13 protein-coding genes are annotated in these 15,879 nt (G+C 63.4%); 5 read left to right on the top strand and 8 right to left on the bottom strand.

The window, feature by feature from the left end:
• Positions 1-29: 29 nt before the first annotated feature.
• From prpF to ABM562_RS02545, 5 genes are all read right to left on the bottom strand, one after another.
• Positions 30-1,220: a 2-methylaconitate cis-trans isomerase PrpF gene (prpF, locus tag ABM562_RS02565; RefSeq protein WP_346617952.1), complete on the bottom strand. Its 1,191-nt coding sequence runs from the start codon at positions 1,218-1,220 to the stop codon at positions 30-32.
• Positions 1,221-1,383: 163 nt separating this feature from the next.
• On the bottom strand, positions 1,384-3,975 hold the full coding sequence (gene acnD / locus ABM562_RS02560; protein ID WP_134061973.1) for a Fe/S-dependent 2-methylisocitrate dehydratase AcnD: 2,592 nt from the start codon (positions 3,973-3,975) through the stop codon (positions 1,384-1,386).
• Between the two features lie 179 nt (positions 3,976-4,154).
• The gene (prpC, locus tag ABM562_RS02555) at positions 4,155-5,282 is read right to left on the bottom strand and encodes a bifunctional 2-methylcitrate synthase/citrate synthase (RefSeq protein WP_115086190.1); all 1,128 of its coding nucleotides are present in this window, start codon (positions 5,280-5,282) and stop codon (positions 4,155-4,157) included.
• Between the two features lie 76 nt (positions 5,283-5,358).
• Complete coding sequence (gene prpB / locus ABM562_RS02550; RefSeq protein WP_010222526.1) at positions 5,359-6,249, bottom strand: methylisocitrate lyase; 891 nt, start codon at positions 6,247-6,249, stop codon at positions 5,359-5,361.
• Positions 6,246-6,956: a GntR family transcriptional regulator gene (locus tag ABM562_RS02545; RefSeq protein ID WP_460420696.1), complete on the bottom strand. Its 711-nt coding sequence runs from the start codon at positions 6,954-6,956 to the stop codon at positions 6,246-6,248. Before ABM562_RS02545 ends, prpB begins: the two co-directional genes overlap by 4 nt.
• A 293-nt stretch (positions 6,957-7,249) precedes the next feature.
• On the opposite strand from ABM562_RS02545, the gene rloA reads away from it, so the two are divergent.
• The 4 genes from rloA to pabB all read left to right on the top strand — a co-directional run bounded on the left by rloA (position 7,250) and on the right by pabB (position 11,773).
• A complete protein-coding gene (gene rloA, locus ABM562_RS02540) occupies positions 7,250-7,786 on the top strand; it encodes a retropepsin-like aspartic peptidase RloA (protein WP_026001282.1) in 537 nt (178 codons plus the stop codon).
• Between the two features lie 5 nt (positions 7,787-7,791).
• The gene (gene rloB, locus ABM562_RS02535) at positions 7,792-9,324 is read left to right on the top strand and encodes an osmotic stress tolerance membrane protein RloB (RefSeq protein WP_115086189.1); all 1,533 of its coding nucleotides are present in this window, start codon (positions 7,792-7,794) and stop codon (positions 9,322-9,324) included.
• Complete coding sequence (locus ABM562_RS02530; protein WP_115086188.1) at positions 9,324-10,301, top strand: alpha-L-glutamate ligase-like protein; 978 nt, start codon at positions 9,324-9,326, stop codon at positions 10,299-10,301. Before rloB ends, ABM562_RS02530 begins: the two co-directional genes overlap by 1 nt.
• Positions 10,302-10,429: 128 nt before the next feature.
• A complete protein-coding gene (pabB, locus tag ABM562_RS02525; protein WP_134061971.1) occupies positions 10,430-11,773 on the top strand; it encodes an aminodeoxychorismate synthase component I in 1,344 nt (447 codons plus the stop codon).
• Positions 11,774-11,875: 102 nt separating this feature from the next.
• Here the strand turns inward: pabB and thrH are convergent, their stop codons facing one another.
• The gene (thrH, locus tag ABM562_RS02520; protein ID WP_346617064.1) at positions 11,876-12,493 is read right to left on the bottom strand and encodes a bifunctional phosphoserine phosphatase/homoserine phosphotransferase ThrH; all 618 of its coding nucleotides are present in this window, start codon (positions 12,491-12,493) and stop codon (positions 11,876-11,878) included.
• Between the two features lie 130 nt (positions 12,494-12,623).
• On the opposite strand from thrH, the gene ABM562_RS02515 reads away from it, so the two are divergent.
• Positions 12,624-13,358, top strand: coding sequence for a phosphoadenylyl-sulfate reductase (locus tag ABM562_RS02515; RefSeq protein ID WP_115086352.1), 735 nt, complete (start codon positions 12,624-12,626; stop codon positions 13,356-13,358).
• Here ABM562_RS02515 and ABM562_RS02510 read toward each other — a convergent pair.
• Together ABM562_RS02510 and ABM562_RS02505 are read right to left on the bottom strand one after the other, a co-directional pair.
• Positions 13,345-15,231 (bottom strand): ATP-binding protein, encoded by a 1,887-nt coding sequence (locus ABM562_RS02510; RefSeq protein WP_460420692.1) that lies wholly within the window; start codon positions 15,229-15,231, stop codon positions 13,345-13,347. The genes ABM562_RS02515 and ABM562_RS02510 overlap by 14 nt on opposite strands.
• Before the next feature lie 13 nt (positions 15,232-15,244).
• Positions 15,245-15,871, bottom strand: coding sequence for a response regulator transcription factor (locus tag ABM562_RS02505; RefSeq protein WP_115086185.1), 627 nt, complete (start codon positions 15,869-15,871; stop codon positions 15,245-15,247).
• Positions 15,872-15,879: the final 8 nt, after the last annotated feature.

Genomic DNA, 15,879 nt, shown 5'->3' with positions numbered 1-15,879 from the left:
GGTAACAGGGAGCCAAGCGCCGCTACTGGTTAGAAGGCATCACCGGGTACCCGTACCCAGCCCTCCATCAGTACGCGAGCGCTACGGCTCATGATTGCTTTGGTGACAGTCCACTCACCGTTCACCTGCCGGGCTTCGGCGCCAACGCGCAGGGTGCCCGAGGGGTGACCGAAACGTACGGCCGTGCGCTCGCCACCACCGGCGGCGAGGTTGACCAGGGTGCCAGGCACTGCCGCGGCAGTACCGATGGCCACGGCGGCAGTGCCCATCATGGCGTGGTGCAACTTGCCCATGGACAGCGCCCTTACCAATAGATCAACGTCGCTGGCGGCCACGGCTTTACCGCTGGATGACTGATAGGCCTCCGGTGGCGCGACAAAGGCGACTTTCGGTGTGTGCTGGCGCTTGGCGGCTTCGTCGACATGCTCGATCAGGCCCATGCGCACCGCGCCATAGGCACGGATGGTCTCGAAACGGGCCAGGGCTTGCGGGTCGCTGTTGATCGCGTCCTGCAGCTCGGTGCCGGTGTAACCGATGGCTTCGGCCTGGATGAAGATGGTCGGAATGCCGGCATTGATCAGCGTGGCCTTCAGCGTGCCGACACCGGGTACCACCAGGTCGTCGACCAGGTTGCCGGTGGGGAACATCGAGCCGCCCTCGCCGTCTTCATCGGCGGCCGGGTCCATGAACTCGAGCTGCACCTCGGCGGCCGGAAAGGTTACGCCGTCCAGTTCGAAGTCGCCGGTTTCCTGGACTTCGCCATTGGTGATCGGCACATGGGCAATGATGGTCTTGCCGATATTGGCCTGCCAGATGCGCACCACGGCCATGCCGTTGTGCGGGATGCGGCTGCTGTCGACCAGGCCGGCGCTGATGGCGAACGAGCCGACGGCTGCCGAGAGGTTGCCGCAGTTGCCGCTCCAGTCGACGAACGCGGTGTCGATCGAGACCTGGCCGAACAGGTAGTCGACATCGTGCTCGGGCTTGATGCTGCGCGAAAGGATCACGGTTTTGCTGGTGCTGGACGTTGCGCCGCCCATGCCGTCGATCTGCTTGCCGTAGGGGTCGGGGCTGCCGATCACCCGCAGCAGCAGCGCGTCGCGGGCCGGGCCCGGGATCTGCGCGCTTTCCGGCAGGTCGTCGAGGCGGAAGAAAACGCCCTTGCTGGTGCCGCCACGGATGTAGGTGGCGGGGATTTTGATCTGGGGTACGTGAGCCATGGGGGTCTTGTCCTGTTGTCGTTCAGCAATCTTCAGGCTATTCACCTTCCCTGTGGGAGCCGGCTTGCCGGCGATGGCATCGACGCGGTCTATGCACTGCGCGGTGCCGGCATCGCTGGCAAGCCAGCTCCCACAGAGGGCAAGTTGCCTGTACCTCAACCCATCAAACCGCTACCGCCGATTCGAGGAAGTCCTGGGCAAAGCGCTGCAGCACCCCGCCGGCTTCGTAGATCGACACTTCTTCGGCGGTATCCAGGCGGCAGGTCACCGGCACTTCGACACGTTCGCCGTTGGCCCGGGTGACAACCAGGGTCAGGGTCGCCCGCGGGGTGCGCTGGCCGAGCACGTCGAAGGTTTCGGTGCCGTCGATGCCCAGGGTCTTGCGGTTGACGCCCGGCTTGAACTCCAGCGGCAACACGCCCATGCCCACCAGGTTGGTGCGGTGGATTCGCTCGAAGCCTTCGGCGACGATGGCCTCGACACCGGCCAGGCGCACGCCCTTGGCCGCCCAGTCACGGGACGAGCCCTGGCCGTAGTCGGCACCGGCAACGATGATCAGCGGCTGCTTGCGCTGCATGTAGGTTTCGATCGCTTCCCACATACGGGTGACCTTGCCTTCCGGCTCGATGCGCGCCAGCGAACCCTGCTTGACCTTGCCGCCTTCCTGGACCATTTCGTTGAACAGTTTGGGGTTGGCGAAGGTTGCGCGTTGCGCGGTCAGGTGGTCGCCACGGTGGGTCGCGTAGGAGTTGAAGTCCTCCTCCGGCAGGCCCATTTTCGCCAGGTACTCACCGGCCGCACTGTCGAGCATGATGGCGTTGGACGGCGACAGGTGGTCGGTGGTGATGTTGTCCGGCAGCACCGCCAGCGGGCGCATGCCCTTGAGCGTGCGCTCGCCGGCCAGGGCGCCTTCCCAGTACGGCGGGCGGCGGATGTAGGTGCTCATCGGGCGCCAGTCGTACAGCGGGGTGACCTTGGGTCCGGTGTCTTCCTGCACGGCGAACATCGGGATGTACACCTGGCGGAACTGCTCGGGCTTGACCGCCGCCTTGACCACCGCGTCGATCTCTTCGTCGCTTGGCCAGATGTCTTTCAGGCGGATTTCCTTGCCATCGACCACGCCCAGCACGTCCTTCTCGATGTCGAAGCGGATGGTGCCGGCAATCGCATAGGCCACCACCAGCGGCGGCGATGCCAGGAACGCCTGCTTGGCGTACGGGTGGATACGACCGTCGAAGTTGCGGTTGCCCGAGAGCACGGCGGTGGCGTACAGGTCGCGATCGATGATCTCTTGCTGGATGACCGGATCAAGCGCACCGGACATACCGTTGCAGGTGGTGCAGGCAAAGGCGACGATGCCGAAACCGAGCTGCTCCAGCTCGTCATCCAGGCCCGCCTCTTTCAGGTACAGGGCCACGGTTTTCGAGCCCGGTGCCAGCGACGATTTCACCCACGGCTTGCGCACCAGGCCAAGCTTGTTGGCGTTGCGTGCGAGCAAACCGGCGGCAATCACGTTGCGCGGGTTGCTGGTGTTGGTGCAGCTGGTGATCGCAGCAATGATCACCGCGCCATCGGGCATTTGCCCCGGCACTTCGTCCCACTGGCCGGCAATGCCTTTGCTCGACAGGTCGCTGGTGGCGACCCGGGCGTGGGGGTTGGATGGCCCGGCCATGTTGCGCACCACGCTGGACAGGTCGAAGCGCAGCACCCGCTCGTACTCGGCGTTGGCCAGGCTGTCGGACCACAGGCCGGCGACCTTGGCGTAGGTTTCCACCAGCTTGACCTGCTCGTCTTCACGGCCGGTGAGCTTGAGGTAGTCGATGGTCTGCTGGTCGATGGAGAACATCGCCGCGGTGGCGCCGTATTCCGGAGCCATGTTGGAGATGGTCGCGCGGTCGCCCAGGGTCAGGGCGCGAGCACCTTCGCCGTAGAATTCCAGGTAGGCGCCAACCACCTTTTCCTTGCGCAGGAATTCGGTCAGGGCCAGCACCACGTCAGTGGCGGTGATGCCCGGCTGCGGCTTGCCCGAGAGCTCGACGCCGACGATCTCCGGCAGGCGCATCCACGAGGCGCGGCCGAGCATGACGTTCTCGGCTTCAAGGCCGCCGACGCCGATGGCGATCACGCCCAGGGCATCGACATGCGGGGTGTGGCTGTCGGTGCCGACACAGGTGTCCGGGTAGGCCACACCGCGCTCGGCATGGATCACCGGCGACATCTTCTCCAGGTTGATCTGGTGCATGATGCCGTTGCCTGGCTGGATCACGTCGACGTTCTTGAACGCCTTCTTGGTCCAGTTGATGAAGTGGAAACGGTCTTCGTTGCGGCGGTCTTCGATGGCGCGGTTCTTCTCGAACGCCTGCGGGTCGAAACCACCGCATTCCACCGCCAGGGAGTGGTCGACGATCAGCTGCACCGGCACCACCGGGTTGACCTGGGCCGGGTCACCGCCACCTTCGGCGATGGCGTCGCGCAGGCCGGCGAGGTCGACCAGCGCGGTCTGGCCAAGGATGTCGTGGCACACCACGCGGGCCGGGAACCAGGGGAAGTCGAGGTCGCGCTTGCGCTCGATCAGTTGGCCCAGCGAGGCATTGAGGCTGGCCGGATCGCAGCGGCGCACCAGGTTTTCCGCCAGTACGCGGGAGGTATAAGGAAGACGGTCATAGGCGCCGGGCTTGATCGCATCGACCGCCGCGCGGGCGTCGAAATAATCCAGGCCAGTGCCCGGCAGGTTCTTGCGGAATTCACTATTCATGGCACAGGGACTCAATCACGGTAAGGTCGGTGGCACAGCGGCCAGCCCGGAACCCTGTGGGAGCTGGCTTTGCCAGCGATGCAGCCAGCGCGATGCACCTGACACCGCGTCGATTCCATCGCCGGCAAGGCCGGCTCCCACAACAGCACAAGCTCCAGTGCTGGCCCAGTGAGCCAGTCTCAGCGTTGTTCGATTGGCACGAACTTGCGCTGTTCGACGCCGGTGTACTCGGCGCTCGGGCGGATGATGCGGTTGTTGGCACGCTGCTCGAATACATGCGCCGCCCAGCCGGTCAGGCGCGAGCAGACGAAGATCGGGGTGAACAGCTTGGTCGGGATGCCCATGAAGTGGTACGCCGAGGCATGGTAGAAGTCGGCGTTGGGGAACAGCTTCTTCTGCTCCCACATGGTCTTGTCGATGGCTTCGGACACCGGGTACAGCACAGTGTCGCCCACCTCATCGGCCAGCTTCTTCGACCAGGCCTTGATCACTTCGTTACGCGGGTCGGACTCTTTGTAGATCGCATGGCCGAAGCCCATGATCTTGTCCTTGCGCGCCAGCATCTGCAGCAGCTCGGTGACCGCTTCCTGCGGGCTCTGGAAGCGCTCGATCAGCTCCATCGCCGCTTCGTTGGCGCCGCCATGCAACGGGCCGCGCAGCGAGCCGATGGCCGCGGTGACGCAGGAATACAGATCGGACAGGGTCGAGGCACAGACCCGCGCGGTGAAGGTCGAGGCGTTGAACTCGTGCTCGGCGTAGAGGATCAGCGAGACGTTCATCACCTTGACGTGCAGCTCGCTCGGCTTCTTGCCGTGCAGCAGGTGCAGGAAGTGGCCGCCAATGGTGTCTTCATCGCTGGTGCAGTCGATGCGCACGCCATCGTGGGTGAAGCGGTACCAGTAGCACATTACCGCCGGGAACAGCGCCAGCAGGCGGTCGGTCTTGTCGTGCTGCAGGTCGAAGGTCAGCTCCGGCTCCAGGGTGCCGAGCACCGAGCAACCGGTGCGCATGACGTCCATCGGGTGAGCATTCGCCGGAATGCGTTCGAGCACTTCTTTCAGGGCTTGCGGCAGGTCACGCAGGGCCTTGAGCTTGTGCTGGTACTCGGCCAGCTGCGCCTTGCTCGGCAGCTCGCCGTACAGCAGCAGGTAGGCGACTTCTTCAAACAGCGCGTGCTCGGCCAGGTCGCGCACGTCATAACCGCGATAGGTCAGGCCGGCACCGGCCAGCCCTACGGTCGACAGTGCGGTTTGCCCGGCCACTTGACCACGCAGGCCGGCACCGCTGAGTACTTTTGCTTCGGCCATGTCTTTCTCCACTTTTGAAATTGTTATGGAATCTTGGCTAATCGCGGGGCAAGCCCGCTCCTACAGGTTCGGGCATTCAGCCCTTTTTCTGGGCGAACAGTGCGTCGAGCTTCTGCTCGAACACGTGGTAGTTGATGGCGTCGTACAGCTCCATGCGAGTCTGCATGGTGTCGATGACGTTTTTCTGCGTGCCGTCGCGACGCAGCGCGGTGTAGACGTTTTCGGCAGCCTTGTTCATGGCGCGGAAGGCCGACAGCGGGTAGAGCACCAGCGAGACATCGACCGAAGCCAGTTCTTCGGTGGTGTACAGCGGCGTGGCGCCGAACTCGGTGATGTTGGCCAGGATCGGGGCTTTGACCCGGTCGGCGAAGGTCTTGTACATCGAAAGCTCGGTGATGGCTTCCGGGAAGACCATGTCGGCACCGGCCTCGATGCAGGCGGCGGCGCGGTCCAGGGCCGCTTCCAGGCCTTCGACGGCCAGCGCGTCGGTACGCGCCATGATCACGAAGCTGTCGTCGGTACGGGCGTCGACGGCGGCCTTGATGCGGTCGACCATCTCCTGCTGGGAGACGATTTCCTTGTTCGGGCGGTGGCCGCAGCGCTTGGCACCGACCTGGTCTTCGATATGAATGGCGGCGGCGCCGAACTTGATCATCGACTTGACGGTACGCGCAACGTTGAACGCCGAGGAGCCAAAACCGGTATCGACGTCCACCAGCAGCGGCAGGTCGCAGACGTCGGTGATGCGCCGTACGTCGGTCAGCACGTCGTCCAGGCCGCTGATGCCCAGGTCAGGCAGGCCCAGCGAGCCTGCGGCCACGCCGCCACCGGACAGGTAGATGGCCTTGAAACCGGCACGCTGGGCCAGCAGCGCGTGGTTGGCGTTGATCGCACCGACCACCTGCAACGGGTGTTCGGCGGCAACTGCATCGCGAAAGCGCTGGCCGGGACTGCTTTTCTGACTCATGACTCACCTCGTGGGCTGGTAGCGTCCAGATAGTGACGCTCGATGTTGCGTTTGGAGGCGCCGATGTGACGGCGCATCAAGAGCTCGGCCAGTTCACCGTCACGGTCGGCGATGGCATCGAGAATCCGGTGGTGTTCGCCGAACGCCTGGCGTGGCCGGTTGGGCGTGGCGGAGAACTGGATGCGATACATGCGCACCAGCTGATACAGCTCGCCGCAGAGCATCTGCACCAGGGTGCGGTTGCCGCTGCCCTGGATGATCCGGTAATGGAAGTCGAAATCGCCTTCCTGCTGGTAATAGCCAAGGCCGGCCTGGAAGGTGGCGTCGCGCTCGTGGGTGTCGAGCACCCGGCGCAGCTCGTCGATCTCGGCTACGCTCATACGCTCGGCGGCCAGGCGGCAGGCCATGCCTTCGAGGGACTCGCGAATCTCGTACAGCTCGATCAGCTCGGCATGGCTGAGCGACACCACCCGTGCCCCGACATGGGGCACGCGCACCAGCAGGCGCTGGCCTTCCAGGCGGTGGATCGCCTCGCGCAGCGGCCCGCGGCTAATGCCGTAGGTGCGCGCCAGCTCAGGCTCGGAGATCTTGCTGCCGGGGGCGATCTCGCCTTTGACGATAGCCGCCTGGATACGCCGGAAGACGTTTTCCGAGAGGGTTTCGCTGTCGTCTGCCACTGTGCCGGGGGCTTGGGCTGTGTCCAGCATATTGTCGACACCTCATAAATCAATGAGGGCAAAACTAGCCAAACCAGCATGAATAGTCAAAGACAAAATCAACATTGTCGACAATCGTCTAAGAGCGAACTTCAAGGTCCCCGCTGTTGTCTGAGTGCAGCCGCTGGCGCCAGCACACCAGCGTGATAGAATGCCGCGCCTCCCGACGGGGCACGAATAGTGTGTCTGTCATCTGTTCATGCAGGTGCCAGGTAAACGAGGAAGCTTGCGCAGTACTGCCAGTGGCCTTGACCCGAACATCGCACAGCACCGCGCCAGGATTTATGAGACTTACGCCCCTCCCACTGTTGTTCAGCCTCTGTCTGTTGCCGGCCCTGGGCCAGGCCGCGGAAAAGACCGTGTACGGCCTTAATGAATACGCCCGCCTGGCCGATATCGACCTGGAAGTGGCAGCCAAACTCGACACCGGGGCCAAGACCGCCTCGCTCAGTGCCCGCGACATCAAGCGCTTCAAGCGCAACGGTGAGTCCTGGGTGCGCTTCTACCTGGCAATTGACGCTGCCCACTCGCATCCGATAGAACGACCACTGGCCCGCGTCAGCAAGATCAAGCGACGCGCCGGTGATTACGACCCGGACGAAGGCAAGGCCTATACCGCCCGTCCGGTGATTGCCATGAACATCTGCATGGGTACGGCCCTGCGCAGCATCGAAGTGAACCTGACCGACCGCAGCGCGTTCCAGTATCCGCTGCTGATCGGCTCCGAGGCCCTCAAGCACTTCGACGCGCTGGTCGATCCAAGCCTTAAATACGCTGCCGGCAAACCCGCCTGCGCCACTGACGCTCACACCGCAGAGTAATCCTGATGCGCTCTCTTACCCTCCATCTGAAAGTCCTGATTACCGTCCTGGTGCTACTGGGCATCCTGGTCACGGCCTATCAGATCTTCTTTCTCGGCATTCCGGTGACCGAGGATGAAACCGATGACCTGTGGAACATCGACGCCAAGGTCGAGTTCGTCGCCAGCCCCAAGGACCCGGTCAAGGTCCAGATGTTCGTACCACCGCTGAGCCGCGACTACGTGAGCCTCAACGAGAGCTTCATCTCCAATAACTATGGCGTCAGCGTCAACCGCGTCGACGGCAACCGCAAGGTGACCTGGTCGGCACGCCGCGCCAACGGCAACCAGACCCTCTACTACCGCCTGGTGCTGACCAAGCGCTACAGTACCGAAAAGGCCAAGATCAAGGGCCCGACCTTCCGTGACAGCCTGGCCGTCGAAGGCCCCGAGAAGATCGCCGCCGAAGCCCTGATGGCACCTATTCGCCAGCATTCGGCCGACGTCGAAACTTTCGTCGGCGAAACCATCAAGCGGGTCAACAACCTCAACGACGACAACGTCAAGCTGCTGCTGGCCGGCGACACCTCGTCGCTGAACAAGGCCAAGGTCATCGACCTGCTACTGTCCATCGCCCACGTACCGGTCGAGAAGGTCCACACCATCCGCCTGGTCGCCGACCAGCCGCAAACCCCGGAACTGTGGCTGCGCAGTTTCAACGGCACCGACTGGCTGTACTTCAACCCGGACACCGGCGAGCAAGGCCTGCCGGCCGACCGCCTGCTGTGGTGGACCGGCGATGACAACCTGATCACCGTCGATGGCGGCAAGAAAGCCAACGTCAGCTTCAGCCTCAACAACAGCGAAATGAACGCCATTCGCCTGGCCAAGCTGACCGACGAGAACACCGACGCCGACTTCCTCGAATACTCGCTGTACGGCCTGCCGCTGCAGACCCAGCAGACCTTCATGATCATGGTGATGATCCCGATCGGCGTACTGGTGATCCTGGTGCTGCGCAACCTGATCGGCATCCAGACCCTGGGTACCTTCACCCCGGTGCTGATCGCCCTGGCCTTCCGCGAAACCCAGCTGGGCTTCGGCATCATCCTGTTCACGGTGATTACCGCGCTCGGGCTGTCGCTACGCTCCTACCTCGAACACCTTAAATTGCAGATGCTGCCGCGCCTGTCGGTGGTGCTGACCTTCGTCGTGGTGCTGATCGCCGCGATCAGCCTGTTCAGCCACAAGCTGGGCCTGGAACGCGGCCTGTCGGTGGCGCTGTTCCCGATGGTGATCCTGACCATGACCATCGAGCGTCTGTCGATCACCTGGGAAGAACGCGGTGGCGGCCATGCCATGAAAGTGGCGATCGGCACCCTGTTCGCCGCCTCCCTGGCGCACCTGCTGATGAGCGTGCCGGAGCTGGTGTACTTCGTCTTCACCTTCCCGGCGGTGCTGCTGGTACTGGTCGGCTTCATGCTGGCGATGGGCCGCTACCGCGGCTACCGCCTGACGGAGCTGGTGCGCTTCAAGGCTTTCGTGAAGGCTGACGCCTGATGTTCGGTCTCTGGAAAACCTGGAAAGCCCTGGAGGCCCGGGGCATCATGGGTATCAACCGGCGCAATGCGGACTACGTCCTCAAGTACAACAAGCGCCACTTGTACCCGATCGTCGACGACAAGATCATCACCAAGGAGCGTGCGATCCAGGCCGGTATCCATGTGCCGGAAATGTACGGGATCATCTCCACCGAGAAAGAGATCGACAAGCTCGGGGAAATCATCGGCGGGCGCAGCGACTTTGTCGTCAAGCCTGCCCAGGGTGCCGGCGGTGACGGCATCCTGGTGGTTGCCGATCGCTTCGAAGACCGTTATCGCACGGTCTCGGGCAAGATCATCAGCCACGAGGAAATCGAGCACCAGATCTCCAGCATTCTCACCGGCCTCTACTCCCTGGGCGGTCACCGCGACCGCGCACTGATCGAGTACCGGGTCACCCCGGACCAGATCTTCAAGAGCATCAGCTACGAAGGCGTGCCGGACATCCGCATCATCGTGCTGATGGGCTACCCGGTGATGGCCATGCTGCGTTTGCCGACCCGCCAGTCCGGCGGCAAGGCCAACCTGCACCAGGGCGCCATTGGCGTCGGCGTGGACCTGGCTACCGGCGTGACCCTGCGCGGCACCTGGCTGAACAACATCATCAGCAAGCATCCGGACACCACCAACGCGGTGGACGGCGTGCAACTGCCGAACTGGGACGGCTTCATGAAGCTTGCCGCCGGCTGCTACGAGCTGTGCGGCCTGGGCTACATCGGCGTCGACATGGTCCTGGACCAGGACAAGGGCCCATTGATCCTCGAACTCAACGCCCGCCCCGGCCTGAACATCCAGATCGCCAACGACTGCGGCCTGACCCTGCGTACCCACGCAGTCGAGGCGCACCTGGAGCAGTTGGCCAAAGACGGCCGTCAGGAGAGCGTCGAAGAGCGCGTGCGCTTCGCCCAGGAGCTGTTCGGCCACGTGCCGAGCTGAGTCAACACTCCGCCTGCGTCAGCCTGCCCGGCTGGCGCGGGCTGGAGACTCAATGTCGTAGTCAGCGCTAGGAGCATTTCCTACAGAGGACTACAATCGCCTCCCCCGCATTCATAGCTGTTACTTGCATGCCGACCTGTACGCTCCATCCCCTGCCCTACCAGGCCAACCCTGCGGCCTACTTCGCGCGCGTCCGCAAGGCTCCCGGCGCCGTGCTGCTCGACAGCGCCCGGCCGACCGCCGAGCGTGGCCGCTTTGACCTGCTCAGTGCCTGGCCACTGCAGACCCTGGCGCCCACTGTGGATGAAAGCGGCAGCGCCTACCTGCAGCGCCTGCGTGAAAGCCTGGCGCAACTGGGCCGGGCGGATGTACCCGATGGCATCGAACTACCGTTTGCCGGTGGCCTGATCGGCTACTTGAGCTACGACTTCGGCCGGCGCCTGGAGCATTTGCCCAGCATTGCCGTCGACGACCTGGGCCTGGCCGATGCCAGTCTTGGCCTGTATGCCTGGGCGCTGATCAGCGACCACCAGCTCAAGCGCAGCCAGCTGCTGTTTCACCCAAGCCTGGCCGAGGCCGAGCGCCAGCGCCTGATCGAACTGTTCGAGGCTCCCGCCCCCGCCGACGCCACCGGTTTCTCGCTGCAAGCACCGATGCGCGGCGATATCAGCGCGCAAACCTACCGCCAGGCCTTCGACCGCGTGCAGCAGTACATCCATGCTGGCGACTGCTACCAGATCAACCTCACCCAACGCTTTCGCGCGCCGTGCCAAGGCGACCCCTGGCACGCCTACCAGGCCCTGCGCCAGGCGTGCCCGACACCCTATTCGGGTTTCCAGCTACTGGCCGATGGCAGCGCGCTGCTGAGCTTCTCGCCGGAGCGTTTCATCCAGGTCAGCAATGGCCAGGTAGAAACCCGGCCGATCAAGGGTACCCGCCCACGCAGCAGCGATGCCGCTGAAGATGCGCGCAACGCCGCCGAACTGCTGGGCAGTCGCAAGGATCGTGCAGAGAACCTGATGATCGTCGACCTGTTGCGCAACGACCTGGGGCGCACCTGCGAGATCGGCTCGGTGAAGGTGCCGGAACTGTTCAGCCTGGAAAGCTACCCCAACGTGCATCACCTGGTCAGCAGCGTCACCGGGCGCCTGGCCGCCGGCAAGGATGCCCTGGACCTGATCGCCGACAGCTTCCCCGGTGGCTCGATCACCGGTGCCCCGAAAATCCGCGCCATGCAGATCATCGACGAGCTGGAGCCCAGCCGCCGGGCGCTGTACTGCGGATCCCTGCTGTATGTGGACGTGCGTGGTGAGATGGACAGCTCGATTGCCATCCGCAGCCTGCTGGTCAAGGACGGTCAGGTGTGCTGCTGGGGGGGTGGCGCAGTGGTGGCGGATTCGGACTGGCAGGCGGAGTACGAAGAGTCGATCACCAAGGTCAAGGTGTTGCTCGAGACCTTGCAGGGCCTCTGAAAAGCATCGCCGGCAAGGCCGGCTCCCACAGGTAATGCATGCACTGGACCATTGTGGGAGCCGGCCTTGCCGGCGATGGGCTGCAGCGCAGCCCCAAAACCATCAGAAGCTCAACGACCGGTTCGAAGCCTTGATGAACTCTTTCTTCAGCGCCTCGAAATCATGCACCGCCGGGAACTGCGGAAACTCGCGGATCACGTTCTCCGGCGCATGGAACAGAATCCCTGCATCCGCCTCGCCGAGCATGGTGGTGTCATTGTACGAATCCCCCGCGGCAATTACCCGGTAATACAGGCTCTTGAAGGCCAGCACCGACTGGCGCTTGGGATCTTTCTGGCGCAACTGGTAACCGGTAACCCGATCGGTTTCGTCTGTGATCAAGCGATGGCAAAGCAGCGTCGGGAAGCCCAGCTGGCGCATCAGCGGCTGGGAGAATTCGTAGAAGGTGTCGGAAAGGATCACCACCTGGAAGCGCTCACGCAGCCAGTCGACGAACTCGATGGCGCCGTCCAGCGGCTTGAGCGTGGCGATCACCGCCTGGATATCGGAAAGCTTCAGGCCATGCTCATCGAGAATGCGCAGGCGTTGCTTCATCAGCACGTCGTAATCGGGAATGTCGCGGGTGGTGGCCCGCAGCGATTCGATTCCGGTTTTTTCCGCGAAGGCGATCCAGATTTCCGGGACCAGCACACCTTCCAGGTCGAGACAGGCAATTTCCACAGCACACTCCTCGAACAACGCCAAAAATGGGAAGCCGCACTCTACATGCGCGGCGTCGACACCGGCAATTTTTGTTAAGATCGCAGGTATTACGAGCGCCAAGCGCCATTCAATGACCGGAAGCCGCCTGATGAGCCAACCCTTCGACGTCGCCGCCCTGGCCGCGACCTACGCCAACAAGTCGCCACAAGACATCCTCAAGCTGGCCTTCGAGCACTTCGGCGATGACCTGTGGATTTCCTTCAGCGGTGCCGAGGACGTGGTGCTGGTGGACATGGCCTGGAAGCTCAACAAGAACGTCAAGGTCTTCAGCCTCGACACCGGCCGCCTGCACCCGGAAACCTACCGCTTCATTGACCAGGTGCGCGAACAGTACAAGCTGCCGATCGAAATCCTCTCCCCCGACCACAGCAAGCTCGAGCCCTTGGTCAAAGAGAAAGGCCTGTTCAGCTTCTACAAGGACGGCCATGGCGAGTGCTGCGGCATCCGCAAGATCGAACCACTGCGGCGTAAGCTGAGCACCGTCAGCGCCTGGGCCACCGGCCAGCGCCGTGACCAGAGCCCGGGCACCCGCAGCCAGGTCGCCGCGCTGGAAATCGACAGCGCGTTCTCCACCCCCGAGCACACCCTGTACAAGTTCAACCCGCTGGCGCAGATGAGCAGCGAAGAAGTCTGGGGCTACATCCGCATGCTCGAGCTGCCGTACAACAGCCTGCACGAGCGCGGCTTCATCAGCATCGGCTGCGAACCCTGCACGCGCCCGGTGCTGCCGAACCAGCACGAGCGCGAAGGCCGCTGGTGGTGGGAAGAGTCAACCCAGAAGGAATGCGGGCTGCACGCCGGCAACCTGATCACCAAGGGCTGACCGCCTCGCCCTGACAATAGCGTTCCAGGTGCTGCTCGAGATCGACAATCGCCTGTCGCAACATCTGCACCAGCTGACTGATACGGTGGGCTGGAGCCCGCGAGGTGCAGGCCTGTTCCAGCTGGACACAGATTGCCAGCACCTCATGCGCCCGGATCATCCGGGCGCCGCCCTTGAGACGGTGCACCAGGTCGGCCAGCGCCACCAGGTCCTTGCTGTCATGCAGCCGGTCCAGCTGCCGCAGATCCTGGCGATTGCTGCTGACCAGATCGCCGAGCAGGGCCTGCACCTTGCCCTGATCACCTGCGGCCAGCACCAGCAGGCTGGAAATGTCCATGCCTGGCAGCACCGGTAATGCCTCAGCCGCCACCGGCACCACGGTGCGGCCCGCCACACCCCCCAACGCCTGCGCCAGGTCATCGATGCTCAAGGGCTTGAACAGGCAGGCATTCATCCCCGCCGCCAGGCAACGGGCGCGCTCCGACGCCTGCGCGTTGGCGGTCACCGCCAGCACCTGGCAGGCCCGCCTGCCTGTCCGTCGTTCATGCTCGCGGATCGCCCTGGCCAGCCGATAGCCATCGAAGATCGGCATGTTGCAGTCGGCGAGGACCACATCGAACGACTCTCGCAGCCAGCAACGCAACCCCTCGCCGCCGTGCTCGCAAACCCGCACACGATGGCCCAGATAGCCCAGCTGATGCATGAGCAGAATGCGGTTGGCCGGATAGTCATCCACCACCAGCACCTTGAGCGGCTTCACCCCGCCAGCGTTTTCCCGGCGCCCACCTGGCACGTCGCTGGAAGCCGAAGGTGGCAGGCAGGTCAGGCTCAACTGCAGCTCGACGCGCGTACCAACACCGATACTGCTGTCCAGCTGCATGCGCCCGCCCATCAGCTCGCACAGCATCCGGCAGATACTCAGCCCCAGCCCCGCACCATTGCGCCCCGCCTGCCGGTTGTTGCTGGCCTGGCAATAGGGTGTGCCCAGGCGTGCCAGGTCGGCCATGGGAATGCCGACGCCGGTATCTTCCACCACCAGGGTGACCGCGACCCGGTGGCGCTGCCGTTGAGTTTCCAGGCGAACCCGCACTGAGCCTTCACGGGTGAACTTGATGGCATTGCTGATCAGGTTGGACAGAATCTGCTTGAAACGCAGGGCGTCGAGCAACACATCGCTTTCCAGCGCACCGATAACCTCCAGATGCAGGCGCAGGCCCTTGCTCAAGGCCTGCTGTTCAAACATGCGCACCACCCCTTCGACCTGCTGACGCAGTGGGGTGCGGCGCGGCTCGAGCAGCAAATGGCCGGACTCGATGCGGGTGACATCCAGCACATCGCCCAACAACTCAAGCAGACCGCGCGCCGAGCTTGAGGCCACCTCGATGGCCAGCCGATCGAGCACGCCCTGATCGGCCTTTTCCTGGGCGAGCTCCAGCATGCCCAGCAGGGCATTCATCGGCGTGCGGATCTCGTGGCTCATGGTCGCCAGAAACGTCGTCTTGGCCTGATTGGCCGCCTCTGCCTGTTCCTTGGCCGCTTGCAGTTCGGCGTACATCGCGGTCAGCGCCCGTTCGGCCCGTTCACACTTGCGGATCGACTGGCGCAGGTAGTGAATCCAGATCAGCGCCAATGCCAGCAAGCTGCCGACCACCGCACAGGCCTGGGCGATCAAGCGCCCGTTCTCGTGCCAAAAGCTGTCGACTCTCGCCAGCGTGGGGTTTTGCACCACCGCCGCGTGTGCGTGAGCCTCTAAGGCGTGCAAGCCGCGGATTGCATCCGGCCATATGCTCTGCGGTACTTCCTGGGCGCCTGCCACCCCGGCCAGGCACAGCAGTGCCAGCAACACCAGCGCTTGCAGCAAGCGAGCATGCACAAAATTCGGCAACCTAAACGAGCAGGTTGCGCTTGGCGACATCCGCCAGGTCCACCAACGACTTGACCCTCAACTTTTCGATCAGACGGGTTTTATAGGTACTGATGGTCTTGTTGCTCAACAGCATCGCATCGCCGATGGCCTTGTTGCTCAAGCCACGGGCCAGCTGTTGCAGCACCAGCAGTTCACGATTGGTCAGGCTGGCGATGCACTCGGCCTCCGAGGCCCGGACATCGACTCTTCTCACAGAGCTGAGGGCAACTTCAGGGAAGTAGGTGTAGCCAGACATGACCGCATGCACGGCCTTGCTCAGTTCGCACAGGTCATCGGTTTTCGACACATAGCCGACCGCGCCCGCCTTCATGCAGCGCAGGGAAAAATAATCGGCCTGTTGTGAGGTCAAGATCAGAACTTTCAGCGCCAGCTTCATCGCCTTGACCCGGGCAATGACCTCCAGGCCGTCGAGCCCCGGGATGCTGATATCCAGGATCATCAGGTCAGGGGTCAGCTCACGCGCCAGGCGTACGGCATCGATGCCGTTATCGGTCTGGCCGACCACCTTGAAGCGTTCGCTGACCAGCAGCAGGTTGACGCTGGAGCGAATAAACGGGTGATCATCCACGATCAGGACACTACTCATGCTTTCCC

The organism is Pseudomonas sp. ZL2, assembly GCF_054788455.1.
The sequence above is the reverse complement of the archived record's forward strand: the minus strand, read 5'-3'. Positions and strand labels throughout refer to the sequence as shown.